The following is a 24,643-nucleotide window of genomic DNA, read 5'->3' as shown; positions in this document are numbered from 1 at the left end:
TCATGAACAGACGCGACTCCCTTAAAGCAATAGGTTTAGGAACCATATCAACCGGGCTGTTATTAGGCGGCTGCAAACCTGGCGAAAAAACCGATACAGCGGCAACCGGTGAAAAAGCCGGCGCGGTACCCGGCCGGCAGGCCTATGAAGTTGAACGTGAAAATAAACTGAAGGACGAAAAGTATTTCGATGACCATGAAATGGCCACCATTACGGTTTTGGCTGATATCATTATACCGAAAGACGCCCACTCGGGCAGTGCATCAGATGCCAAAGTGCCCGAGTTTATAGAATTTATAGTAAAAGACATCCCAAGTCATAAACTACCCATGCGCGGAGGGCTTAAATGGCTGGATATGTATTGTCTTAACCATTATGGCAATACATTTATAAAATGCAGCAGTTCGCAGCAAACCGAATTGTTAGACCAGATAGCCTACCCTTACAAAGCCAAGGCCGAAATACAGCAGGGCGTAAACTTTTTTAACCGCATGCGTGACCTGACCGCATCAGGTTTCTGGAGCAGCGAGATGGGTACCAAGGATATTGGCTACGCCGGGAACGCCCCTAACAAATGGACCGGCGTGCCGGCCGATGTGTTAAAGCAATACGGCATGGAAAACGTGAAGATATAATAAAAAACGCCCCTAAAAAGGGGCGTTTTTTTGTTGATTAAAACCATTTTTTACTGGTAGCCACCTTTATGGCCGATGCCTTGTTGGATACGTGCAGCTTATCATAAATGTTAGCGATATGCTTACGTACGGTATGCGGGCTTATAAATAAGCGCTCGCCTATTTCCTGATAATTTAACCCATCAACAAGGCGGCTTAATATTTCCATTTCGCGGGTCGAAAGGGCATGTTCGCCGGCAATAGTCTCCTCTTCTTTTGCAGCAGCTTGTGTTGCCTCGGGTACCTTTCTTAACAGGGCGAGGGCCTTGCGGGCTATCCGCGGAGACATTGGGACTCCGCCTTCGTGCACAATTTCGGCGACTGCCTTAACTATGTTAGCTACCTTTTCATCTTTAAGTAAATAACCGCTTGCCCCTGCCTTAATAGCCTCAAAAAGCTTATCGTCATCATCAAAAACAGTAAGCATTAAAAAATGCATGTCGGGATAAAGGTCTTTGGCAATGCTAACGGCCTCAATGCCATCCATCACAGGCATCTCTATATCCATAAGTACTACTTGCGGGCGCTCTGTCGGGTTCAGCGCTTTTAATCCATCTAAAAAATCGGAACCATCGCAAGCTTGCAACACTATACTTATCTCGTTATAGTACGAAAGGTTATTGAATAAGGCCTCGCGAAGCAGTGTTTTGTCATCAACAATAGCTACCGGTATAGTGCTCATACATTTTAGATTGGTCATCTAAAATAACGATATAAATTAAAAAAGCCGTTCAAATTAACGAACAGCTTTTTCAATTGTTGATTGGGTTGTATTACTTGCTTGGATTAGCTATTTTAAAAGTTAAAGCCTACACGCAAGCCTAAAAAGCCTGCACCGCTGTAGCCTTCGTAGCGTACACTTGCGTCAAAGCCGCCTAATTGTACACCAACCCCGGGCGCGTAGGTAAACTCAGAACCGCTTACCGACTGAAGGTCGCCGTTCGAATCGCTGTAGTATGACCGGATGATTGACATGCCGGCTTCGCCGATAGCATAAAAATTACTGCTCAGCATGTATTTATAACCTGCTTTGATGGGTATATTTAGTTGCGCTTTACTGTCAACACCAAGGTTTGAAAGATCTTTTGGTAAAAATGCTATTGCACCGGATGTTAATGTGATGGCGCTGGTTTCGTCCAGTCCGAAAGCGGCACGTATTGTTAAACCGGCACCCACGGTGTATGATGTTTTCAGGGCCCCCATAGGCAAAGCGCCTTCTGCAGCTAAGCCAAGTTTAAAACCCGATTGTGCAAACAGGTTTGAGGTGGTTAATGTAGCCACCATAATAATTGCGATAGTAAAAAGTTTTTTCATTGTTTTTTAATTAAGTTATGAAACGATTTCTGTTAGGTTTTAATAGTACTAAGCAACTGTAATAATTCCGTTCCAGCAATACCACATATACGGTATATTTATATGGTATAATTATGTGCTATAAAATATTCGAGGCTTTACTTGGTGTAAATTTCGTCTATCTTACAACTGCATGTCACTCCGTATGAATGGCCGGGTAACAAAAAAGCGCGGTTACATTTATTGCTGTGGCAGAGCGCCCTATGATTTTATTCAACAACTATTACAGAATCGCCGTTTGGTCCTTCGGTTTTGGCGTTACCCGGATCGGATATCCATTTACCGTCAACAATAAATTTATAGGTGGTTTTGCCCTGTTCTGCTTCGGTAACTACCACCCACTTATTACCCTTGCGTAACATTTGTGCGGTGTGTTGATCCCAATCGTTAAACGATCCGGCTACGTATACTTCCTTTGCGTTTTCAAAGCCTTGCAATTCAAAGGTAACGGGTTTAAGTTTAGGTGCGCTTGCAACAACTTCTGCCATCCAATCTTTCAGCGCGCCCTTCCATCTGTCGTCATCGGTAGCTTTTATAGATGACAGCATGGCAAGTTCCTGTGCTTTTTGCAGGGCAAGCCTCGCATCAATAAGCGTATCGGGCTTTACGCCGACGTGCTCCCAGTTACTTTTAGTTATTGGGTTCACCACTTTACCTACCGGAACAAACATCCTGAAATGCCCCGTTAACCTAACTACACCACCAGGATTGGCTCCACCACCTGTGGACTGGCCAATAACAGTGGCACGCTTAAGTGCCTGAAGATCGTACGCCATTTCTTCGGCGCCCGAAAATGTGCTACGGCTGGTTAATACGTATATGGGTTTATTTAAATATTTACGGCCGTTTACGTGCGCGTAGGTCCATGATTGGGTGAGCTTTGCATCTTTGCCGTAATAGGTATCATTTAAATGTACAGGCGACTGGAAAAAATAGCTGCAAAAATAGGGCACTGCATCAGGCGACATGCTGCCCCCACATTTGCGCAGGTCGATAATAAGCGCTTCGGTATGGGCAACGTATAACATCATAGCGTCGTATACTTCGCCCGCGAATTCGGGGGATATCAACGTGTTAAAAGATAAATAGCCAATATTGCCCTTTAAAATGTCTAATTTATCAATACCATAATTGGTGCGCTGAAACATTTCTGCCAAACCTGCGCGTTCTTCATCCGGTATGCTCATCAGTTCGCGTGGTTTTTCGACAGGCAATTCTTCGGGCGTGTACGCAGCCCACAAGTGTTTATCGTTACCTGCGGCCTGCATATCCTGTGTTAATACCTGTGCAAACTGATTACCGTCTGTAATGGCGTTATAAGCTTTTTTGGCCTGCTTGTTACGCAGGTATTTCTCCACTTTTAGTGCAACATCAGGAAATATATAACGTGTTTTGACAGTCTTTACGATGCTGTCTATGGCCTCATCTTTTTGTTGATGGGTTAGGGGCGCCACATGTTGTTGCGCTAAAGCGCTTATGGTTAATGTGGTAAACAAAAATCCGGTGATAAGTACATGTCTCATTTAAGTGATTGGCTGGTTCTATATATTGACGTCAGCAAAAAAAATTCGTTACAAACCAAATTCATAAAAATCAATTAATTTGCACTAATAAATACAGCCATGTTTTTTATACTATCTAAAGTGCTCCTGGTATTTATTTTACCGCTTACCTGGGTTTTCGCCTTAATGCTTTATGCGCTTTTAACAAAAAAACAAAGGCTGAAACAACGGTTACTGCTAACAGCAACCATTCTTTTATATTTTTTTTCGAACCGGTTTACCATAACCGCATTTGCCAGGTTATGGGATGTAGAACCTTATAAACATCTGAATGTTAAATATAGCAGTGCTATTCTTTTAGGAGGATTTGTATCCAGGGACAGCGGGGGGAACCCCTATTTTAACTGGGCCGCTGACCGTTATACCAAAGCGACCGGCCTGTTATTTACAGGCGCGGTGTCGCACTTGCTGTTTACGGGCGGTTATTCTGATATTTATCCGGATGGGTTTGCCGAAGCAGATTTTGTAAAGCGGGAATTAAAAAAGAAGAACTTTGCAGACAGCCTTATACTTTTAGACAGAAAGGCGCGTAATACTTCAGAGAATGCGCTGTTTTCGAAAAAGCTGTTAGATAGCGCGCATTTAAAGCCGCCATATATGTTGGTAACATCGGCTTTTCATATGCGGCGTGCACGGCTGATTTTTAAAAAAGCCGGTATTGATGTTGTGCCGTACCCGACAAATAATCTTTTTGACGCGAAGCACTTGTATTTAGAAGATTTTTTGCCCTCGGCAGACGCATTGGGAAAATGGAACTTATATATTAAGGAATTTTTTGGTTATTTAACCGTTTACTTTAGTTAATATCGCAACTAATGAAAAAGATATATTTATTATTACTGCTACCCGCCGCTTTATTGCAGGCGGCCTACGCCCAGCAACCAGTAAAAAAAACATCAGGTAACCCTATAGCGCAAGGCTGGTATGCCGACCCGGAAGCCACCATTTTTGGTAAACTATACTGGGTTTATCCTACGTATTCGGCGCCGTACAACCAGCAGGTACATTTTGACGCTTTTTCATCGCCCGACCTGGTGAATTGGACCAAACATGAGAACGTGCTTGATTCGTCAAACGTAAAGTGGGCTAAACGGGCCATGTGGGCCCCGGCCATTGTACAGAAAGATGGAAAATATTATTTCTTTTTCGGCGCAAATGATATACAAAGCGATAAAGAATACGGCGGTATTGGCGTAGCTGTTGCCGATAAGCCCGAAGGCCCCTTTAAAGACTACCTGGGTAAGCCGCTTATTGATAAAATAGTTAACGGGGCACAACCCATAGACCAGTTTGTATTTAAAGATACCGATGGGCAGTACTATATTATTTACGGCGGATGGGGCCATTGCAACATTGCCAAGTTAAAAGACGACTTTACGGGCATTGAACCCGCCGCCGACGGAAAGATGTTTAAAGAAATTACGCCAGAGGGGTATGTGGAAGGCCCGATCATGTTTATCCGTAAAGGCAAGTATTACTTTATGTGGAGCGAAGGCGGCTGGACCGGCCCCGATTACCGCGTTGCTTATGCGGTTGGTAACAGTATAAACGGGCCGTTCAAAAAAATTGGTGTTGTGTTAAAACAAGATCCGGCTGTGGCTACGGGTGCGGGCCACCACTCGGTTATTAAAGTGCCTGGTAAAGATGAATGGTATATTGTTTATCATCGCCGCCCCCTTACCGAAACCAATGGCAACCACAGGGTAACGTGTATAGATAAAATGACCTTTGATAAAGACGGCTTGATTAACCCGGTCAAAATTACAAACGAGGGAGTAACAGCTAACGTTATAAAATAACGGTATGCGCGGCGGGGTGTGATAACTTATCGTAAATTGGCGGCATCCCGGCGATACACTAAACAGGATAATTAAGCTATCTCCACTTCATCTCCGCTGATGCCGTCTAACTCCTGGGGGTTATGACTAACTATCAACACAGTTGCTTCAAGTTCTGCAAACAGCACTTGAAGCGCTGTTATCAAAGCCGCTTTCATGGTGATATCCAATGCTGAAAAGGGTTCGTCCATCAGCAATAGTTTCGGCTTTATGGCCAACGCACGCAAAATAGCCAGGCGCTGCTGTTGCCCGCCGGATAGCTGATGGGGTTTTTGGTGGATAAATGCATCCAGCCCACCTATTTTGAGTAACCGGTCTATCCATATATGATCATCGGTAGCATACTCCAGGTGCTGTCTTATCGTCATGTTCGGAAACAACGCGTAATCCTGAAAAACAAAACCGATCTGACGCTGCTGCGGAGGTAAATTTATATTGGTCGCGGCATCAAACCAAATAACGCCGTTTGCTTTAATGGTGCCGTTATCTGGCGATATCAGACCTGCGATCATTTTTAACATGGTGGATTTTCCCGCACCCGACGGGCCGGTTATACGGGTAATGCCCCCCGGAATAAATTCCTTTTTTATTCGCAGCACATACAAGCCGTTATATGCCCTTAGCTTTTTCTCAATATCTATGGTTATCATTCTAACGGACTTTTGGCCTGGTACTTATTGTAAATAAATACGCTTAACACCATTGCAAAAGTAATAGCAAACAGTATCAGCGAATAGTTATTGGCAGCGGTATAGTTCATTTGCTCTACCGAATCGTATACCGCAATAGACGCGACACGGGTAACCCCCGGAATGTTGCCGCCTATCATCAGCACTACACCAAACTCGCCCAGGGTGTGTGCAAACGTAAGCACTGCCGCGGTTAGCAAAGATGGCTTGATGTTGGGGAGTAACACATGCCATAGGGTTTGCCACTGCGTTTTGCCAAGCGTGTACGATGCTTGTGACAGCGAGGCCGGAAGCTGTTGAAAGGCCGATTTAACCGGGCTTATCATAAACGGCATGCTGTATATCACTGAAGCAATTACAAGCCCCGGGAACGAAAATACAAACTGCACATTAAACGTTTGTTGCAGCCAAAGCCCTACTCCGTGCTGCGGACTAAACATTAACAGCAGATAAAAACCCAGGACAGACGGAGGCAACACCAGCGGCATGGTAATAATAGCCTCGATAATAATTTTAAACAACGACCGCTTTTTTGACAGCCACCACGCCAATGGCAGGCCGGCAAGCAGCAATATCAGCGTGGTAATGGCTGCTAATTTAATTGAAAGCCAAATGGGCGATGGGTCCATGCGTTATTGTGTATGATAACCGTAAGCGTTAAAGATGGCCTTTGCAGGGGCGCTTAAAATATATTGGTAAAATTTTTCGGCCGCAGTATTTTTTTCGGCGCGCTTTAACAGTACCATGGCCTGTTGTATTGGCGCGTAGTCTGCCGGATTTACCAGCCTGTAAAATAGTTGTTGCTTATTCGCGGCGTCCTTTATCAGCGATAGCGTGGTAAACCCAACTTGCACCGCTCCCGTGATTATGTAAGTATTTACCTGCGAGATGCTTTCTCCAAATACCATCTTGACCTTCACCTTACTATAAACACCTGCTTTGGTAAGCGCCTGCTGTGCGGCTTTGCCGTATGGTGCAATGGCGGGGTTGCCAACAGCTATTTTTTTTATAGTATTTGTCATCAACAGGTTATTCCAGTTTTTAAGGTCTAAATTTTGAGCGCTGCATATTATAAGCACACCTTGTGCATAAACGGCCGGGGCCTTTGCGGCAAGGCCATCACGCCGTAACGTTTGCGGGAAATTACTGTCGGCCGACAGGAACACATCGTAAGGCGCGCCGTTGCGTATCTGTGCCGAAAGATTGCCGGAAGAGCCGGATATCACCTCGAGATCAATTTTTGTCCTCAACTTAAAATCGTTTTTCAGCGCCTTTATCACCGGCTGCAGGTTTGCCGCTATAGCTACCTTTATTGTTTGCGCGTTGGCCGTATCAAAAAAGCACGTAATGATGAAAAAAATCGAAAACGTTTTAGTGAATAGTTTTATCATCCTTGGTATGTTGTTTCACAAATTACGTAATATTGAATATTGGCACAAATGTAACGATAATAGGTACGGTTACATTTACAAGGCGCTTGCCAATTAGCGCATATAAACCAACGGTATTAAACAATGAAAAAACTTATCGCGATGCTGCTGCTAACAACCGCAGCAATGGCCGGCGCATTTGCACAGGCACCAAAATTTATCACCGTAAAAGGCAGGGAGGTTATCGGGGTTGATGGTAAGCCTTTTTTAATGCGTGGTACCAATTTGGGAAACTGGCTTGTTCCCGAAGGCTACATGTTTAAATTTAAAAAAATAAACTCTCAGCGGTTGATAAACGAGGCGCTTACTGAGTTGGTGGGTCCGGAAGAAATGAAGGTGTTTTGGCGTAAGTTTCAGGATACCTATATAACCGAGGCCGACATAAAGTTTTTGAAAGCGTCGGGCATGAACTCCCTCCGTATACCTTTCAATTATAAGCTTTTTACCTACGAGGATTATATGGGCCAGAATAACCCAAACCGTGGTTTCGAGCTGTTGGACAGAGTTATCGGCTGGTGTAAAAAAGCAAAGCTATATGTAATATTGGATATGCATTGTGCCCCCGGCGGCCAAACCGGCGATAATATCGACGATGGTAACGGTTATCCTTTCTTGTTTACCAGCGCGGCAAGCAGGAAGCTTACAGCAGATATATGGCGTAAAATAGCCAGCCATTATAAAAACGAAACCATTATAATGGGTTACGATCTGCTGAACGAGCCGATTGCTCATTACTTCGATGTTAAAGCGCTTAACCCACATTTAGAGCCAACCTTTAAGCAAATAACCGCGGCGGTGCGTTCGGTTGATAAAAATCACATTGTATTCATCGGCGGCGCGCAGTGGGATAGTAATTTTAAACCGTTCGGCAAGCCGTTCGATAGCAAAAGCGTGTACACTTTTCACAAATACTGGACGGGTGTAAAGCAGGATGTTATACAGGAATACATGGATTTTCGTGATAAATACAATGTGCCGATCTACGTGGGGGAAACCGGCGAAAATACCGACGAGTGGGTACGGGATTTTCGAATCCTTTGCGAAAAAAACCGCATTGGCTGGCATTACTGGCCATATAAAAAACTGGACAACTTACAGGGCATAGCCAGCTTTAACGTGCCCGAGGGCTATAACGAGATAATTGACTATACCGAAAAGCCACGCGGCAGTTTTGAAGAAATACGAAAAGCCGCCCCTGCCGACAGGGAAAAAATAAAGAAAGCACTATATGGATTTTTGGAGAATTGCAAGTTTGTTAACTGCAGCCCTAATAAAGGATATATAGAGGCGCTCGGCTTAAAGGTGCCGGCAGAGTAATATCAAGGGTGTTTTGTGACGATAGCGAGAACCCTTGCCCGGCCAGTTGAAATACCTGCAACCACAAGACTACGCCCTGTACCCCGTTTGGCGTGACACATAACGATGCTTGTAGCTATTTATCGCTTAGCATGATCGGGTTGCCTTTTCCGCTACCCATGATAATGATCTTGGTGTTTGGCGATAAAGCTATTTCCTTTTGAGCTTTAATACTTTCGTATTGCAGTTGCTTATCAGACAAGCCGGCTGATAGGATCCTTTGATAATCAGCTATACCTTGCGCTTCTACACGTTTACGGTCGGCCTCCTGGCGTTCTTTCTGCAAAACAAAGGTCATTTTCTGAGCTTCTTGTTCGGCATTTATTTTTGATTCGATGCTGGCCTTTACAGATGCCGGTAAAGATATATTACGGATCAGGATCTGCTGCAGGTCAAGCCCGCGTTTCTCAAAGCTTGCTGAAATGGTGCGGTTAATTTTATCCTGAAATTCCTGCCTTTTTATTGAATACAGGTCAACTGCGGCGTAATTTACAGCATTATCGCGTATAGCGGTGCGTGCTACCGTCCTAACAATTTTATCAACGTAATCAAGCCCAATGTTCTGCATGATGAAAGGCGCCTTAGACGAGTTTACTTTATAAAGCACGGTCAAATCTATGGTTACTTCCAATCCGTCAGATGAGAGCACACGGATGGCATCGTCGCCCTGCACTTCTCCTTCGCTATGTACAGCGCTCATGGTGTAGTTTTGCGTTTGGGTGTTAAATACCGTAACATCTACCATCGGGTTAACAACGTGCAGCCCGCTTTCCAGTACCTCGTTTTGTACCTTGCCGAACAACACCTGCACACCCACCTTTCCCGGTTCAATTACCTTAAAAACCGAAGCAATTAACGCAATTGCGGTAATTGCAATTCCAATAATGCTGATAGCGCCGCCAAATTTGCCGGCCGGCTCAGGCGAACGTTTTACCATTATGCCTGCTATAAGCACAACGATACCAACAATTATTAAAAACATGTAGGTTAGGGTTTAATTTGGTTGTTATTATTTAAGGTCTTTAGCGCCGGGCTTTTCTGTGCCCTTTACCTCTTTAATCAGCTTTACCTTTAGGGTAATTAATATGCCTGCTATAAACGCGCATGCCAGTACATATTCATAACGTGCATGCTCAATTGCCGAATATGTTATTATGATACATAAAAATATGCCTATGTTATAAAGCACATTCAGGGCTACTTTTTTCCCCATGTTAGTAAACGTTAAGCTCAGGGTCTATTTCGGCCTTCCAGGCCAATATGCCGCCTTGCAGGTTACTTAAATTGGTATAACCTTGTGCCTCTAACTGCATAATGGCTGCCGCGCTGCGTTTTCCGCTGCGGCACATGATCACTACAGGTTTATCTTTCGATACTTTGTCCGCCTCAATCAGAATTCCGCCAAGCGGTATTGATAGCCCCCCAAGGTTCGATGTTTCGTATTCAAAATCTTCGCGAACGTCAATCAGTTGAAAATCCTCGCCTTTATCTAATTTGTCTTTTAGTTCCTGTACGCTTATTTCTTTCATCTTGAATGTAATTGATAGCCAAAGGTAGGTTTTTCTGCATCAAATATTTGGGCATATTTTGTAACAAACAGTACCTAAGTGCGTTTTAATATTAATGTAAATTATTACATCATAAACCGGATGAAGAAAATAACCCGTTTTTTTTGGTTTTGCTCGGGCGCGCATGTCGACACACTGAAAAAATACCCTATAGAACATAACAAGTATGTTGGCATTGGGGCCACCATATTTTTCACCGCACTGTTTGCATCGCTATCCGGCGGATATGCCATGTATTTTGTATTCAGCGGCAATGCGTTTGCCGTTGGCTTTGCCATTTTATTTGGCCTTATATGGGGTACGGCCATTTTTAATATGGACAGGTATATCGTATCCAGCATCAACAAAGAGGGTAGCATGAACAGCCAGATATTGCAGGCAACGCCCCGTATTTTGCTGGCTATCATGATCGGCGTGGTAATATCACGCCCGCTGGAGCTTAAAATATTTGATAAAGAGATACGCACTAAACTAAAAACCGCTTACCTGAAAGGGCAGCATAGCAAGATAGATACCCTTCAAAAAACCTATCAGCAAAAATACGCCCAGGAGTTGGGTAAGAACAATGAACTTAAAAAGGAAAAGGACTCGCTTGAGCGGGATATCAATCGCTCGAGGTACCAGCTTAACCAGGAAGTATTCGGTGATAAAACCAATCAAACATCGGGGGTAGTGGGTTATGGCACTTATGCCAAGCAAAAAGCCCAGGTGCTGCAGGAAAAAGAAGACCGTTTAAAAACCGTAAGGGATAACCTGGGCCAGATGGATCAGTATCTGAGCCAGCGTAAAGATTACGAAGGCGTAAACTCCACACGCCTCTTCAGCGAGAAGCAGCTTGACAGCCTGGCTAACGTGGCTGGCTTTGCCGACCGCAACTGGGCGCTTGGTCAGTTATCATTTAATGTAGACGGCACACGCGATCTGGATACTTATATGGCCATATCCTTTATTGGGTACCTGTTCATTTTGTTTGAATGCCTGCCCGTGTTTGTTAAACTGATGTCGCCCAAAGGGCCTTATGATGCTGCCATCGCTAAAGTTGCTGAGGCAAATATTTACTATGCGGATAAGGATAAAGAGCGCGACATAGCCGTGACCGATAGCACTTACGACCATAACCTGGATGTTGACATAGCGCGCCGAAAACAGATCATCACAGGGCAATCAGAATTTGATCTGGGCAGGCATAGTTACGAGTAATCATCAACCCGCTGCTTTGTAATAAAATTGATAGATAACTGTTATTGATTAATTGGTAATTTCAGCACCTGAATCATATCACCTCAATGAAAAAAATAATACTACTGGCGGCTACTGCGCTATTTGCGTTTGCGGCTAACGCTCAACCCAAGGTACGTAAAGCAATTTCCTACGCAGTTTCTTTCCCGAACGCGGCCCATCATGAGGCCGAAATCACCATGACCATACCCGATCCGTCTGCATTGGCATTTAGGGTTAGGATGAGCCGCTCATCACCCGGCCGTTATGCTACGCACGAATTTGGGAAAAATATTTACAACGTAAAAGCAACCGATGTAAGCGGTAAGGCCGTAGAAATTAGACAGGTGGAAGGGGATGTTTATGAAGTTGGCGGTCATAAAGGCACTGTAAAAATAAGCTACACCCTTTTTGGTAACCATACCGATGGCACCTATGTAGGCATTGATGCAAGCCATGCCCACCTGAACATGCCCGCAAGCTTTATGTGGGTTATAGGCATGGCCGACAGGCCTGTTAAATTTCAGTTTAACGATCTTGACAAATATGGGTGGAAGGTAGCCACGCAGTTGAAGCACGAAAGCGGCAATGTTTACAGTGCCCCTGATCTGCAATACATGATGGATAGCCCCACCGAGCTTTCAGCGGTCAACGTTAGTAGTTGGGAGGTAGTGAATACCAACGGCAAAAAACAAAAAATGAGTATTGCCGTACACTCTGATGACGACCAGGCAACCATAGGCAATTTTGCCAAGATGGTGCAAAAGGTTGTGCTGGAAGAAAAGGCGGTATTTGGCGAACAGCCCGATTATGATTACGGCAGCTATACTTTCCTCGACGATGTGCACCCTAACAATTTTGGCGACGGTATGGAACACCGCAATTCTACCTGTATTGTCGACAGGTCAGAAAAGGTAACAGGTAACGAGAATGATCTTTTAGGCACCTACTCGCACGAATTTTTCCATAGCTGGAACGTGGAGCGTATTCGCCCCAAATCATTAGAGCCATTTAACTTTGAGCATGCCAACATGAGCAACGAGCTTTGGTTTGCCGAAGGGTTTACCCAATACTACGGTGAACTGATATTGGCGCGCGCCGGCTTTAATTCTGTTGATGACTATACCGGTACAATAGCCGGTTTGGTTAATTCGGTATTGGCGCCCCCGGCGCCGGCCAAATACCCGCCAACGCAAATGAGCCGTTACGCGGTGTTTACAGACGCGGGTGTAGCGGTAGATGCTACCAATTATGCCAATATTTTCACCAGTTATTATGTGTACGGCGGTGCTACCGCACTGGCGCTTGATCTGCGCCTGCGCAGCGAGTTTAAAGTTACCCTTGACGATTATATGCGCCAGGTTTGGCTGGCTTTTGGTAAAACCGGAAAGCCATACACCATCCCCGACCTGCAGGCCGTATTAGGCAAAGTAACCAACCCAAAATTTGCAGCCTCATTTTTTGCTGATTATATATACGGTGTTAAAAAGAACAATTACGAGGCCTTACTGGCAAATGCGGGGCTGCTAATGCGTAAAGCCGCACCCGGTAAAGGCTGGATGGGCCGTATCCAGGCCCGCGCAGGTAACGGCGGATTGCTGATCATGAGCTCAACCGCATCAAATAGCCCTGTTTATAAGGCCGGTTTAGACGCCAACGACACCATTTTGCAAATGGATGGAAAAGATGTAAAAGAACTTGCAGCCATAAACGACATTATTAAAGATAAAAAGCCGGGCGATAAGGTAAGCGCTACCTATAAAAACCGCAGCGGCAACCACCAAACAACAATAATTTTAGAAGAAAGCCCGGCGATAGAGGTGATAACCTTTGAAAAAGCCGGTAAAGAATTATCTCAGCAGCAAAAAGATTTCCGCCGCAGCTGGTTATCATCAAAAGTAAATTAGAAAAATGAAAGCAAAAATATTAATAGCGATAGCCGCTTTAGCCGCCGCACCGGCAATTGGGTTTTGCCAGGATGTAAATAAGCTGATAAAGCAGGACGATGTTGAACGCGTTATTAAAACTCTTAGCGCCGACGATATGCAAGGCCGCGGTACCTTTACACCGGGTATTGAAAAGGCCGCCCAGTTTATAGAGAGCGAGTTTAAAGCCGCGGGCTTAAAGCCGATGGCTGGGGCTGCGGGCTACAGGCAAACGTTTTCGCAAACGCGTATTACCCCGGTTAACCCAAAAGTGATTTTTGACGGCACAGCTGTGCCCGACGATAAAGTGGCCATCATGACAGGCAGCGCTTTTAACTGGAAAAGCGATTCGACGGTTAGTGTGGTGCAGTTAACAGACGAAAAAACCTACCGTAAGCAGTTGGGCGAAGCCATGCGCAGCGGCAAAAATTTAGTAGTAATATTTGATGCCTCGATGGCAGATCTTTTCAAGCGCATACGCGACAGGGCTACAAAAGGCAGCATCAGTAGCGGCAGGCAATCAAAACCGGTTGTATATGTGCTTGGCGCACCCGCACCCAAAGCTTTTGAAGCGAGCTGCGAGGTTAAATCAGAAGAGTTGCCGTTAAGCAATGTGGTGGGGATCATCCCCGGGAAAACTAAGCCCGACGAATATGTGGTTTTTGGCGGACATTATGATCATTTGGGGATATTGAAGCCAATGGAAGGCGATAGCATAGCCAACGGAGCAGACGATGACGCGTCAGGCACCACGGCAGTTATAACATTAGCTAAGTACTACAAAACGTTGAATAATAACGCACGCACCTTGGTGTTTGTGGCCTTTACCGCCGAAGAGATAGGTGGATTTGGTTCGCAATATTTTTCGAAGCAACTGGATCCGGATAAAGTGGTGACGCTGTTTAATATCGAAATGATTGGCAAACCTGCAAAATTCGGAGAAAATTCTGCCTTTATTACGGGTTTTGAACGGTCGGATTTTGGTGCTATACTGCAGAAAAACCTGGAGGGAACCGCCTTTAAATTTTACCCCGACCCTTATCCGGAACAAAATTTATTTTATCGCAGCGATAACGCCACCCTGGCTGCTTTAGGCGTGCCTGCACACACCATATCTACCGATCAGATACCTACCGATAAATTTTATCATACCGTAAAAGACGAATATGCAACGCTGGATGTAAACAATATTACAGCGACCATCCGTGCCATAGCGCTAAGCTCGCGCAGCATCGTAGCGGGTAAGGATACACCAACCCGTATCCCCAAACTGGCGAAATAGTTGTTGATAGAAATTTCACAGCACAAAGGTTGTAAGGGTTAAAACCGTTACAACCTTTTTATTTACAACTTTTACAATCATCATAACCTTTACAGCCCCGCAGCAAACCTTTAGATGTTAACGCTGTTTAAAAGCTAAATTAATCCCGACAATTATGCAATGGTTTGGCAGGCGCGAAAGCAGTAATACAGAAGACGGCAGCAGCAGCGGTGGCCGTGGGCTGGCCCTTGGCGGCGCTGTGGTAGGCATCATAGCAGCAGCTATATATTTTTTTACAGGGATAGACCCATCTGCGGTACTTAACGGTATGCAAAGCGGCGGCGCACCGCAGGAAAACAATCAGCAGGCCATCCCTGACACCAAAGAAAAGAAATTTGCCAAAGTTGTTTTTGCCGATACCGAGGATGTATGGAACAAGCTTTTTGCAGATATGGGAAAAACCTACCAGGAGCCTACCCTGCATTTTTTTGAAGCCGCCGTAAACACCGCCTGCGGGCAAGCCGGCGCCGAAACCGGCCCGTTTTATTGCCCCGGCGACCAGAAGGTTTACCTCGACCTTTCGTTTTTTAATGAGTTGTCTGAAAAGTTTGGCGCCGCAGGAGATTTTGCCCAGGCTTATGTAATAGCCCATGAGGTGGGTCATCACGTGCAGGATCTGCTTGGGTTATCGGCCAAGATGGAAGAAGCCCGTAATCAGTTAAGCCAGGAAGATTACAATAAGCTTTCGGTAAAGCTGGAGCTGCAGGCCGATTTTTATGCCGGTGTTTGGGCGTATTACGAGAAAAACCTGAAAAATGTGCTTGATCCCGGCGACATTGAAGAAGCCCTGAACGCCGCCCACCAGATCGGCGACGACCGTTTGCAAAAGGAATACCAGGGCGAAGTACACCCCGATAGCTTTACGCACGGTACCAGCGCCCAGCGCATGTACTGGTTTAAAAAAGGCTACGAAACCGGTGATATTAAACAGGGCAATACATTTGCCGCGGATACCGAATAATAAGCGGGCAAAGTTTCATCAGGTGTTCACGTTCGGTGCACGTGAACACCGTGAACATTCATGAACGCCTGATAATCAACGGGTTCGTTTTTTGCTACTGACAATATAGCGCCACCATATTTTCAAAAACAATTGTTTGGAGAAGCTGGGTGCGAAGGATTGAAAAGGCGTTATAAATGTTGCGGGTCTACTATCGCCCTTATCTTTTCTTCTGCTGACTTCACCAATTCCTCAACGGGGGTGGCGCCGGGCTCTATCGGTTCAAGCACTTCCCATTTCATGGGTGTAAAGGTATTTAAGGGGTATAAGCCGTAACGTATCATCTTCCACGAGTCGGTAATAGCCACAGGTACTAAGAGCGCGTTGGGGCATTTTTTTAACAGAGTGGCCACCCCTGCCGATTGAAAAGGTTTTACCCTGCCATCTTGCGAGCGTGTCCCCTCGGGGAAGATCATAGCCCCCCAGTTATTCTCTTTCATACGGGTGCCAAACTTCACCAGTTCTGTGATCGACTGTCGCGGGTCTTTCCTGTCGATATTGGCACCGCCGCCATGCTTTAAGTTAAATGATATGGATGGTATACCTTTAGTTAACTCTATCTTTGATATAAACTTTGCGTGGTACCGGCGCAGATAGTATATCATGGGCGGGATATCGAACAGGCTTTGGTGATTGGCAATAAATATAATAGGCCTGCCAACCGGCAGGTTTTGCTTGTTAATGAAGATAACCCTGTTGCCCAAAATATAAAAAGTATGGAGCAAAAAGAAGTTCAGGATATCTACACACCGCTTATGCGCCCGGTATCCACCAAGTTTCAGGCTTAGCCACTGTAAGGGGTGAAAGATCACCAGCACCAAAAAGAATGCTAAAGTTGCAAACGGGGACAGGAAATAGCCTAAAAACTTTTTCATCAGCCCCGCAAATTTAAAGTTTTTTTGAGGATTTGATAATCGGGATATTACAAAGTGTTCTCTAACTGCATTAAACGGGCTTTTAATATGGCCGCCACCGCCAGCGAATCGGTTATCTCACCTTTACAAACCATTTCGTAAACTTCATCAAACGGTACTTTTTTTACGATCAGTTGCTCAGTGTCTTCCGGTTCGGCCTCAAACTGTTCCAGGCCGCGGGCAATGTACAAAATGCAAAGCTCATCGCTAACAGAGTTGGACAGGTGCATGCGTTGTATCTCTGTCCAGCCCGACGCTTTTAAGCCGGTTTCTTCCAGCAGTTCGCGTTTGGCCGATTCCAGCGGGTCAACGCCGATCATGCCGCCCCCCTCGGGCAGTTCCCAGCTGTATTGATTTAAGGTGAAACGGTACTGACCCACCAGGTAGGTGTTCATATCATCATCCAAAGGCAAAATACCGATGGCGATATTTTTATAATGTACCTGCCCATAAATGCCGGGGTTACCCGATGGGTTGATCACCTGGTACTCGGTAACGTTTATCCACGGGTTATCATAGATCTCTTTTTCAGCAGTTATTTTCCAGGGATTGGCTTCGGGATGTTGCATAAGTAAAGATAATATTTTCTCTGCCACCGCATTAAAAGGCGGATTTCAAAAGCCGTCAATCGCCTAACAGGTCCTTTAAACTATCCAGGGTATCAGCTTCCTCTTTTGGTTTATCATGCCGCCACCTGAGTATCCGGGGGAAACGCAGCGCGATGCCCGATTTGTGCCGGGTAGACCTGTTGATGCCCTCGAACCCTATTTCAAAAACCAGTTCGGGTTTTACGGTGCGCACCGGGCCAAACTTTTCGAGTGTATTGCGTTTTACAAAATAATCAACTTTGTTTATCTCGGCATCGGTAAGGCCGCTGTAAGCTTTGGCAAAGGGCACCAGCTTGTCGCCGTCCCAAACGGCAAAGGTATAATCGGTATATAGATCGGCACGGCGGCCGTGTCCTTTTTGGGCATATATCATTACCGCGTCAACCGATAGCGGATCAATCTTCCATTTCCACCAGTCGCCACGCCGGCGGCCAACCTGGTATGCGGCGCTTTTACGTTTTAGCATAATCCCTTCGGCGACCATCGCGCGCGATTGCTCCCGCGTTTTTTCCAACTCTTCCCAGCTGTTAAAATCAATAAGTGATGAGATACGAAAGACTTCAGGGAATGCCGTTCCGCTTTGCAGTTTTTCCAGTACCTCCCGGCGTTCGGCTTGTGTTTTATGCCGGATATCTTCGCCGTTATATTCCAGGCAATCATAAACAATAGTAGCTACCGGGCTATCGGCCAGTATTTTTTTGCTGAGATTTTTACGGCCTATGCGGGTTTGCAATACATTAAAAGGCATGGGTAGCCCGTTCTGAAAGCTCAGTATCTCACCGTCCAAAACGGTGCCATCAGGCAGGGCGCTTAAAAAAGGGTGCAACTCCGGGAATTTCTCTGTCGCCAGGTCTTCGCCACGGCTCCAGATAAAAATTTCGCCGCCCCGTTTTATCATTTGCGCCCGTATCCCGTCCCATTTCCACTCGGCCTGCCACTCAGCCGCTTCGCCTAAAGCATTACCCACGTCCTCTGCAGATTTTCGTTTTTCAGATGTTTCCTGTATCGGGTAGGCCAAAAAGAAAGGGTATGGCCGCGAGATGTTATCCGCAGCATTCTGTTCCTGTACCAATTGCTCATAAGTGTAATCTTCGGGCATCCAGCTACCCATAATGCGGTGAGTGAGCGCGGGGGCTTCAATACCGGTAATGTCTGCAAGGGCCTTCACCACCAAGTTGCTTGATACACCAATGCGGAAGCTGCCCGTAAGCAATTTGTTAAACACAAAGCGCTCCTGCCTGTCAAGCATCGCCCACGAATCCATCAGCCACAGCTTTTTTTCTTCTTCGGTTTTACTGCCAATCTGGTTTATTTCGGCCATCCATTCGGTTAACGTTTTGCTGCTGCTATTTTGGCTCTCGGGCATCAGCAGCGACATGGTTTCGGCCAGGTCGCCCACCACCTGGTAGCTTTCTTCAAAAAGCCATTGGGGGATGTTTGAGGCCTCGATAGCCCAGGTACGGATAAGGGTTGAATTGATAGGCCGTTTTGGCCGCCTGCCGGTAAACAGCGCCAGCATGTGCATTTTATCGGTATCGGGTACGTTAGTAAAGTAATCTTTTAAAACCTGAACCTTTTCGTTGGTTTTGTTGGTTTCGTCTAACGAGAGAAAGAGTTGGGCGAAAGCTTTCACGGCGCATCCTCCTTTACAATATCGCCAGATGGCGCAGTTTCCTTTATTTCTTCAACCTCGGTAACCGGCGCTTCCTCTTCCTCGCCGCCGTAAAGGGTGTGCACTTCGCGGGCGTTAAAACCTATCTCGTTCAAATATCTAGTGAAAGATGCTGTGTAACCATGGGTAAGGTAAACGCACTCGCAGCCGGTGGCATCAATAGCGCTTACCAAACCGTTCCAGTCGGCATGGTCAGACATGATGAAGCCCCTGTCGGCCGCGCGGCGGCGCTTGGCACCGCGCAGGGCCATCCATCCGCTGCAATAACCAAAGCTATAGGGGCCAAACTTACGCATCCATGGGGTACCTACCGCTGATGGCGGGGCAAGTATAATGCCTTTACGTACCTCTTCTTTTGATGATTCTGATGTGATCCTTTCCGTTGGATTTAATATCACACCGTTTCGGCGCAGGGCTTCGTTGGTATTTTCGATCACCCCATGGGTGTACACTTTGCCAATATCCAGATCCAGGTTTTGCAGGATGCGCTGCGCTTTGCCCAATGAATAACCGACGATAACCGTAGCCACGCCATTCCCGACATTGGTGCGCCACCAATTGTTCACGTCGTTAAAGATCTCGGACTGCGGCTTCCACGAATAAACAGGCATGCCAAAGGTACACTCCGATATAAAGTGATGGCATTTAACAGGTTCAAATGGGGTAGAGATGCCGTCGTCGTCCGTTTTATAATCGCCCGATACTACCCAAACTACGCCCTTATACTCCACCCGTACCTGCGCCGAACCTATAACGTGCCCGGCCGGATACATAGCGATATGCACACCGTTTTTGGTTACGGTTTCGCCGTACCCGATGGTGCGCAGGTTTATCTCGCCCAGGCGGTAAAGCAACACTTCTTTCGAAAGATGGTGCGCCAGGTAATTTTTATGGCCCCAGTAAGCATGGTCGGCATGGGCATGAGTTATTACGGCATCGTCTACAGGTTTCCAGGGGTCAATATAAAACTTCCCCTGTTCGCAGTAAATGCCCCTGTCGGTAAATTCCAGCAATGGTTTGGCCATAGTTATTTAATAACCGGCAGAAAGCAAATTGGTTTCGGTTGGGGATTAACCACATTGGATACAAAGAAGAAAGTAAAGCACTAAGGGGCGCTCACCCCGACTTTTTATTGCTTTTTTCAATCAATAGTATAACTGCCCCTATCGCTATCGGGATAAGTGAAAGGAAGTATGCACCTAAGTCGACCCTTCCCGATTCTCCTTCGATTTCCACGTCATTAAGCTCCAATAAAAGGACAAAGAGAAGTACCCCTATAGCTATTAAAAACCAAGCTGCAACTATTTTAAATAATCTCATATCTGTAACGATCTTGCCTCTCGATTTTTAATCTCCCTTCGGAATCCGAAACAGGCAGCCTTCCAGAGTTTCATTTACACGTAACTGGCACGATAGCCTGCTGCTTTCGTCAACAAAGGGCAGGGTATCCAATATATCAAGCTCCTCGTCGCCGGGCTCGGGCAATTGTTCCAGCCCTTTAAGTACCTCTACTCTGCACGTTGCGCAAAGCGCCATGCCCCCGCAGGTAGCCAGTATAGGATAATCGCTGCCTTTTAACACCTCCATCAGGCTCAGACTGATACCCTCCGGAATCTCTATCGGCTGTTGCACGCCGTTTCGGTCTTCTACTATAAAGCTGATCATGCCAGTTCGGTTATGCCATAAACGGTTGTGTATTTAAAAGTAAGCCGCTGATCGGGGTAAACATATTTGAACGCGCTTTGCGCCATGAGCGCCGCTTCATGAAAGCCGCACAATATCAGCTTTAGCTTACCGGGGTAGGTGTTGATGTCGCCAATGGCAAATATACCGTCGATATTGGTGCTGTAATCAAATGTATTCACCTCAATAGCCGATTTGTCGATATTTAAGCCCCAGTCTTCTATAGGGCCTAATTTTGGGCTTAAACCAAACAATGGGATAAAATTATCCGCCTGCAGATGCGTGTTCTGTCCGTCGGCACCGGTAATGGTTACCTGCTCCAAATGCCCTGCACCATCAAGCGCCACCACGCGCGATTTAAGCACCAGGTCTATCGCGCCTGTGCGCGCAAGTTCTGCTACCTTTTCGGCGGCATCAGGCGCGCCTCTAAAGGTATCGCCGCGGTGTACCAGGGTTACCTTTTTTGCCACGTTAGCTAAAAATATAGTCCAGTCTAACGCCGAGTCGCCGCCGCCGGCTATTACAATGTTACGATCTCTGAATATTTCGGGGTTGCGTACCGCGTACATCACCCCTTTGCCCTCAAACTCGGCAAGGCGGTCTACCTCAGGTTTCCGGGGCTCAAAGCATCCCAGGCCACCTGCAATAACCACCGCCTTACAACTTATCTGTGTTCCTTCGTTAGTGCCGATAAGCCAGCTGCCGTTATCAAGCTTTTGCAGGGTCTCCACGCGCTCGCCGAGCGTATAGCCTGGATGGAACGGCGCTATTTGTTCTGATAGCTTATCTACCAGGTCCTGCGCGTTAATAGCCGGATAACCCGGTATATCATAAATGGGTTTTTGAGGATAGATCTCTGACAATTGCCCGCCCGCCTGTGGCAGCGAATCAATTAAGTGGCAATGCATTTTTAACAGCCCCGCTTCAAAAACCGCAAACATGCCGGTGGGGCCGGCGCCTATAATGCCTATATCTGTAGTTATCATGTTATTCTGTTCCTAAATTTTGATAAATCTTGTTTAATATCGTTTTCAACTGCTCGTAATCCTGCTCGGTAAGGTTTTCCCAGGCTTTCATGCGTATCTCGGTCACTTTTGGCAATAATTCCAACAACTTTGCCTTGCCTGCTGAGGTAAGGTGAACGGTAAAGCTGCGACGGTCGTCCTTATGCATGATGCGCTCGGTCAGTCCTTTTTTACAAAGCAGGTCGATAATGCGGGTTAGCGTTGGGTTGTCCTTACCGGTAAGCTCTGCCAGCTCCTTTTGTTTAAGATACCGGTCGTTGTCCAGGCTTTTTAAAACCAGCCACTGGTCAACTGTTATATCAAAATTACCTGTTGCAAACTTTTGCTGTGCATACCCCTTTACCCGCTTTGCAGTACGATCGAGCAGGTAAGAGTAACTATCAAATTTTTTAGTTGTCATACTAATTATTAGTCAAACAAATATACTTACATTTAAAGGTTAGTTTTACATAATTGTGTAAATTATTTGCCGGTAAGGCGGCAAAAAAAAGGCAAAAAAAATGACGCGGTATACGCGTCATTTTTTATTATCATTAAAGTATTTTAAAAGGTACCTGTCGGTTTAACGCTGGTTAATTTACTTCCCAGTGTAAGGTAATCTGTCAGGATCTGGCCGGCTTCCTTTTGCAGAAAATCCATGTCTTCATTTTTAGGTTTTGCCTGGCCTTTTTTCAGAGCGGGCAGCCCTAAAGCTATACGGCGCAGGTTGTTTTGTTCAAATGTTTTTTTCTCGTCGGCATCGCGTTCCTGTTTCAGCTTTTGTTCGTTAAGCGTAACACTTTTTTCTTCGGCCTGTTTTTTCGAATCTTCTATATCTTCCAGCAAATATTTATAGCTTGGGCTGGCAGCCATCCGGTCGTCGTGCAGTTTTTTTAGCTGCGGAATTACGGTTGCAAAACTGCCCACAGGGGTGTAATCGCTTTTTTGGATCACATCAAAAGGCATAGCCGAGGGTTCGGTATCTTCGCCATATTTATCCAGAGGGATAACCGACGGGAAAGAGATATCCGGTATAACGCCTTTATGCTGGGTAGAGTTACCACTTATGCGGTAAAATTTGGCAACGGTTAAGTTTAACTGGCCAAACTTATTTTGGCTACCTGTAGCAACGGTTTTGGCTTTGCCGGCCATTGCCAACAATTTATCCTTTAGGCTGGGGGTTATTACCTTATCCAGATCAATAGCGTTTTGTACCGAACCTTTGCCATAAGTTTGGGTGCCCAATATCAGGCCGCGGCCGTAATCTTGTATCGCTCCTGAGAAGATTTCTGACGCAGATGCGCTAAAACGGTCAACCAACACGGCAAGCGGGCCCGAGTAAGCTATAGCCGGGTCCTCGTCCTTATCAACGTCTACCTGGTCGCGAGGGTCTCTTACCTGCACTACCGGGCCAGTTTTAATGAAAAGGCCGGTCAGCTCAATGGCCTCCATTAACGAACCCCCGCCATTTTGGCGCAGGTCGATCACTACACCATCCACATTTTCGCGTTTTAAAGTGTCTAATATCAGCTTTACATCGCGCGTGGTGCTTTTATAATTAGGGTTGCCTGCTTTATAGTCGGCAAAATCAAGGTAAAAAGCCGGGATAGAGATCACCCCGATTTTAACGGATTTGCCATTGTTGTTATACGTACGGATCTCCTTTTTCGCAGAGATATCCTTCAGAATTATTTTTTCGCGCACCAGTTCTACTATCCTTGGCTTTGCTGTTACGGGGCTGCCTTTTGCCAGTAATTGCAGGCGTACGGTAGTGCCTTTTGCTCCGCGTATCAGGGCTATGGCATTATCTATCCTCCAGCCTACTATATCCTGAAATTCGCCTGTTTTGCCTTGTGCCACGGCCACAATGCGGTCGTCGGTGTTTACTTGTTTGCTTTTATCGGCAGGGCCGCCGGGCGTAACGCTTTTAATGGTCACATATTCATTTTCGCTTAACAACGATGCGCCGATACCCTCTAAAGAGCGCGACATATCGATATTGAAGTTGGCGGCAAGCGCGGGGGTAAAGTAATTGGTGTGCGGGTCAATGGCTTCGGTAAAGGCATCCATAAACGCTTGGAAAACATCCTGGTTTGAAAGCTTGTTTGATTGCGACAAGATGTTGGTATAACGCTTTTTCAGCGTTTCCTTAATAGTGCCTGCATCTTTGCCGGTTAGTTTAAGGTTAAGCAGATCGTACTTTACGCGCTGCGCCCAAAGGTCGTGCACCTCTTCCTCGGATGCCGCCCAGGGTAGTTTATCGCGGTCGTAAGTAAATGTTTCGTTTTTGGTAAAATCGAAGTTTTTACTAAGCTGCGACACCGAGAAGTTCACATATTCGGTATAACGCTTTTGAAATACATTAAATATGTAGAAAACATTGGCCAGGTTACCGGCCTTGATGTCATCGTCCATTGTGGTTTTAAATTGTTCAAATTCTTTTATATCCGATGCGAGAAGATAGTTGTGGTTCTCATCAAGCTTTTTGATATAACGATCGTATATAACGGCCGACAGGGAGTCGTTTAAGGGCACCTTTTTATAATTATATTGCGATATAAGGCCCGCCACATATTTTAGTACAACACTTTGCTGTTCGTCAGGCTGCAGGTCGTTAGGTCCTGCGTGCTTGTAGTTTGGTTTAGACGGAGCAGCGTTGCAGGCAAGAGCAGCAGCTAATACCAGCAATAAATATAATTTCTTGAACATATCTTTTACACTATTTAAATTGGGGCCTGTGTGGAACATCAATACTTGTGCCTGTTTTAATTTATACAATAAAAAAAGAGACAGCCATAAAGCCGTCCCGCTAATATATTGAATAACAA

26 protein-coding genes are annotated in these 24,643 nt (G+C 45.8%); 8 read left to right on the top strand and 18 right to left on the bottom strand.

Going from position 1 to position 24,643, the window contains the following annotated elements:
• Positions 1-2 precede the first annotated feature (2 nt).
• Positions 3-635: a gluconate 2-dehydrogenase subunit 3 family protein gene (locus HDC91_RS16345; protein WP_183553991.1), complete on the top strand. Its 633-nt coding sequence runs from the start codon at positions 3-5 to the stop codon at positions 633-635.
• Between the two features lie 37 nt (positions 636-672).
• Here HDC91_RS16345 and HDC91_RS16340 read toward each other — a convergent pair whose 3' ends face one another.
• The 3 genes from HDC91_RS16340 to HDC91_RS16330 form a co-directional block, all read right to left on the bottom strand.
• Complete coding sequence (locus tag HDC91_RS16340) at positions 673-1,374, bottom strand: response regulator transcription factor (RefSeq protein WP_183553989.1); 702 nt, start codon at positions 1,372-1,374, stop codon at positions 673-675.
• A 95-nt stretch (positions 1,375-1,469) separates the two neighbouring features.
• Positions 1,470-1,988 (bottom strand): hypothetical protein, encoded by a 519-nt coding sequence (locus HDC91_RS16335; protein WP_183553987.1) that lies wholly within the window; start codon positions 1,986-1,988, stop codon positions 1,470-1,472.
• A gap of 248 nt (positions 1,989-2,236) precedes the next feature.
• Positions 2,237-3,550, bottom strand: coding sequence for a S41 family peptidase (locus HDC91_RS16330; RefSeq protein ID WP_183553985.1), 1,314 nt, complete (start codon positions 3,548-3,550; stop codon positions 2,237-2,239).
• A 99-nt stretch (positions 3,551-3,649) separates the two neighbouring features.
• On the opposite strand from HDC91_RS16330, the gene HDC91_RS16325 reads away from it, so the two are divergent.
• Together HDC91_RS16325 and HDC91_RS16320 are read left to right on the top strand one after the other, a co-directional pair.
• Complete coding sequence (locus HDC91_RS16325; RefSeq protein WP_183553983.1) at positions 3,650-4,393, top strand: YdcF family protein; 744 nt, start codon at positions 3,650-3,652, stop codon at positions 4,391-4,393.
• Between the two features lie 11 nt (positions 4,394-4,404).
• Positions 4,405-5,388, top strand: coding sequence for a glycoside hydrolase family 43 protein (locus HDC91_RS16320; RefSeq protein ID WP_183553981.1), 984 nt, complete (start codon positions 4,405-4,407; stop codon positions 5,386-5,388).
• A gap of 71 nt (positions 5,389-5,459) precedes the next feature.
• On the opposite strand, the gene HDC91_RS16315 is transcribed toward HDC91_RS16320, so the two are convergent.
• The 3 genes from HDC91_RS16315 to modA are packed head-to-tail and all read right to left on the bottom strand — an operon-like array spanning position 5,460 to position 7,507.
• On the bottom strand, positions 5,460-6,077 hold the full coding sequence (locus HDC91_RS16315) for an ATP-binding cassette domain-containing protein (RefSeq protein ID WP_183553979.1): 618 nt from the start codon (positions 6,075-6,077) through the stop codon (positions 5,460-5,462).
• On the bottom strand, positions 6,074-6,745 hold the full coding sequence (gene modB / locus HDC91_RS16310; RefSeq protein ID WP_183553977.1) for a molybdate ABC transporter permease subunit: 672 nt from the start codon (positions 6,743-6,745) through the stop codon (positions 6,074-6,076). The genes HDC91_RS16315 and modB overlap by 4 nt, the downstream gene beginning before the upstream one ends.
• Before the next feature lie 3 nt (positions 6,746-6,748).
• The gene (gene modA, locus HDC91_RS16305) at positions 6,749-7,507 is read right to left on the bottom strand and encodes a molybdate ABC transporter substrate-binding protein (RefSeq protein WP_183553975.1); all 759 of its coding nucleotides are present in this window, start codon (positions 7,505-7,507) and stop codon (positions 6,749-6,751) included.
• A 123-nt stretch (positions 7,508-7,630) separates the two neighbouring features.
• On the opposite strand from modA, the gene HDC91_RS16300 reads away from it, so the two are divergent.
• Positions 7,631-8,863 (top strand): glycoside hydrolase family 5 protein, encoded by a 1,233-nt coding sequence (locus tag HDC91_RS16300; RefSeq protein WP_183553973.1) that lies wholly within the window; start codon positions 7,631-7,633, stop codon positions 8,861-8,863.
• Positions 8,864-8,978: 115 nt separating this feature from the next.
• Here the strand turns inward: HDC91_RS16300 and HDC91_RS16295 are convergent, their stop codons facing one another.
• The 3 genes from HDC91_RS16295 to HDC91_RS16285 are packed head-to-tail and all read right to left on the bottom strand — an operon-like array spanning position 8,979 to position 10,431.
• Positions 8,979-9,884 (bottom strand): prohibitin family protein, encoded by a 906-nt coding sequence (locus HDC91_RS16295; RefSeq protein WP_183553971.1) that lies wholly within the window; start codon positions 9,882-9,884, stop codon positions 8,979-8,981.
• A gap of 27 nt (positions 9,885-9,911) precedes the next feature.
• Positions 9,912-10,115: a DUF6358 family protein gene (locus HDC91_RS16290; RefSeq protein WP_183553969.1), complete on the bottom strand. Its 204-nt coding sequence runs from the start codon at positions 10,113-10,115 to the stop codon at positions 9,912-9,914.
• 1 nt (position 10,116) lies between these two features.
• Positions 10,117-10,431 (bottom strand): rhodanese-like domain-containing protein, encoded by a 315-nt coding sequence (locus tag HDC91_RS16285; RefSeq protein ID WP_183553967.1) that lies wholly within the window; start codon positions 10,429-10,431, stop codon positions 10,117-10,119.
• A gap of 120 nt (positions 10,432-10,551) precedes the next feature.
• Between HDC91_RS16285 and HDC91_RS16280 the strand changes: the two genes are divergently transcribed.
• The 4 genes from HDC91_RS16280 to HDC91_RS16265 all read left to right on the top strand — a co-directional run bounded on the left by HDC91_RS16280 (position 10,552) and on the right by HDC91_RS16265 (position 15,895).
• Positions 10,552-11,670 (top strand): DUF4407 domain-containing protein, encoded by a 1,119-nt coding sequence (locus tag HDC91_RS16280; protein WP_183553965.1) that lies wholly within the window; start codon positions 10,552-10,554, stop codon positions 11,668-11,670.
• 86 nt (positions 11,671-11,756) lie between these two features.
• Entirely contained in the window at positions 11,757-13,595 is a 1,839-nt protein-coding gene (locus tag HDC91_RS16275; protein ID WP_183553963.1) for a M61 family metallopeptidase, read from the top strand.
• A 4-nt stretch (positions 13,596-13,599) separates the two neighbouring features.
• Positions 13,600-14,895, top strand: a complete 1,296-nt coding sequence (locus HDC91_RS16270; protein WP_183553961.1) for a M20/M25/M40 family metallo-hydrolase — start codon at positions 13,600-13,602, stop codon at positions 14,893-14,895.
• A 154-nt stretch (positions 14,896-15,049) separates the two neighbouring features.
• A complete protein-coding gene (locus tag HDC91_RS16265) occupies positions 15,050-15,895 on the top strand; it encodes a neutral zinc metallopeptidase (protein ID WP_183553959.1) in 846 nt (281 codons plus the stop codon).
• Between the two features lie 170 nt (positions 15,896-16,065).
• Here the strand turns inward: HDC91_RS16265 and HDC91_RS16260 are convergent, their stop codons facing one another.
• From HDC91_RS16260 to HDC91_RS16220, 9 genes are all read right to left on the bottom strand, one after another.
• Positions 16,066-16,809 carry a lysophospholipid acyltransferase family protein gene (locus HDC91_RS16260; RefSeq protein WP_183553957.1) on the bottom strand — a complete coding sequence of 248 codons (744 nt, stop codon included), beginning with the start codon at positions 16,807-16,809 and terminating at the stop codon, positions 16,066-16,068.
• A 47-nt stretch (positions 16,810-16,856) separates the two neighbouring features.
• Positions 16,857-17,417, bottom strand: coding sequence for an NUDIX hydrolase (locus tag HDC91_RS16255; RefSeq protein WP_183553955.1), 561 nt, complete (start codon positions 17,415-17,417; stop codon positions 16,857-16,859).
• Positions 17,418-17,472: 55 nt separating this feature from the next.
• The gene (locus HDC91_RS16250) at positions 17,473-19,089 is read right to left on the bottom strand and encodes an ATP-dependent DNA ligase (RefSeq protein WP_183553953.1); all 1,617 of its coding nucleotides are present in this window, start codon (positions 19,087-19,089) and stop codon (positions 17,473-17,475) included.
• Complete coding sequence (locus HDC91_RS16245; protein WP_183553951.1) at positions 19,086-20,153, bottom strand: ligase-associated DNA damage response exonuclease; 1,068 nt, start codon at positions 20,151-20,153, stop codon at positions 19,086-19,088. Before HDC91_RS16245 ends, HDC91_RS16250 begins: the two co-directional genes overlap by 4 nt.
• 91 nt (positions 20,154-20,244) lie before the next feature.
• Positions 20,245-20,448 (bottom strand): hypothetical protein, encoded by a 204-nt coding sequence (locus HDC91_RS16240; protein ID WP_183553949.1) that lies wholly within the window; start codon positions 20,446-20,448, stop codon positions 20,245-20,247.
• Positions 20,449-20,475: 27 nt separating this feature from the next.
• A complete protein-coding gene (locus HDC91_RS16235; protein ID WP_183553947.1) occupies positions 20,476-20,793 on the bottom strand; it encodes a 2Fe-2S iron-sulfur cluster-binding protein in 318 nt (105 codons plus the stop codon).
• Complete coding sequence (locus HDC91_RS16230) at positions 20,790-21,797, bottom strand: NAD(P)/FAD-dependent oxidoreductase (protein WP_183553945.1); 1,008 nt, start codon at positions 21,795-21,797, stop codon at positions 20,790-20,792. The genes HDC91_RS16235 and HDC91_RS16230 overlap by 4 nt, the downstream gene beginning before the upstream one ends.
• Before the next feature lies 1 nt (position 21,798).
• On the bottom strand, positions 21,799-22,236 hold the full coding sequence (locus tag HDC91_RS16225) for a MarR family winged helix-turn-helix transcriptional regulator (RefSeq protein ID WP_183553943.1): 438 nt from the start codon (positions 22,234-22,236) through the stop codon (positions 21,799-21,801).
• Between the two features lie 143 nt (positions 22,237-22,379).
• Positions 22,380-24,524 carry a carboxy terminal-processing peptidase gene (locus HDC91_RS16220; RefSeq protein WP_183553942.1) on the bottom strand — a complete coding sequence of 715 codons (2,145 nt, stop codon included), beginning with the start codon at positions 24,522-24,524 and terminating at the stop codon, positions 22,380-22,382.
• Positions 24,525-24,643 lie beyond the last annotated feature (119 nt).

Source organism: Mucilaginibacter sp. AK015 (assembly GCF_014200785.1).
Lineage (GTDB): Bacteria > Bacteroidota > Bacteroidia > Sphingobacteriales > Sphingobacteriaceae > Mucilaginibacter.
Note: the sequence above shows the minus strand (reverse complement) of the source record. Positions and strands in the feature narration are given on the sequence as shown.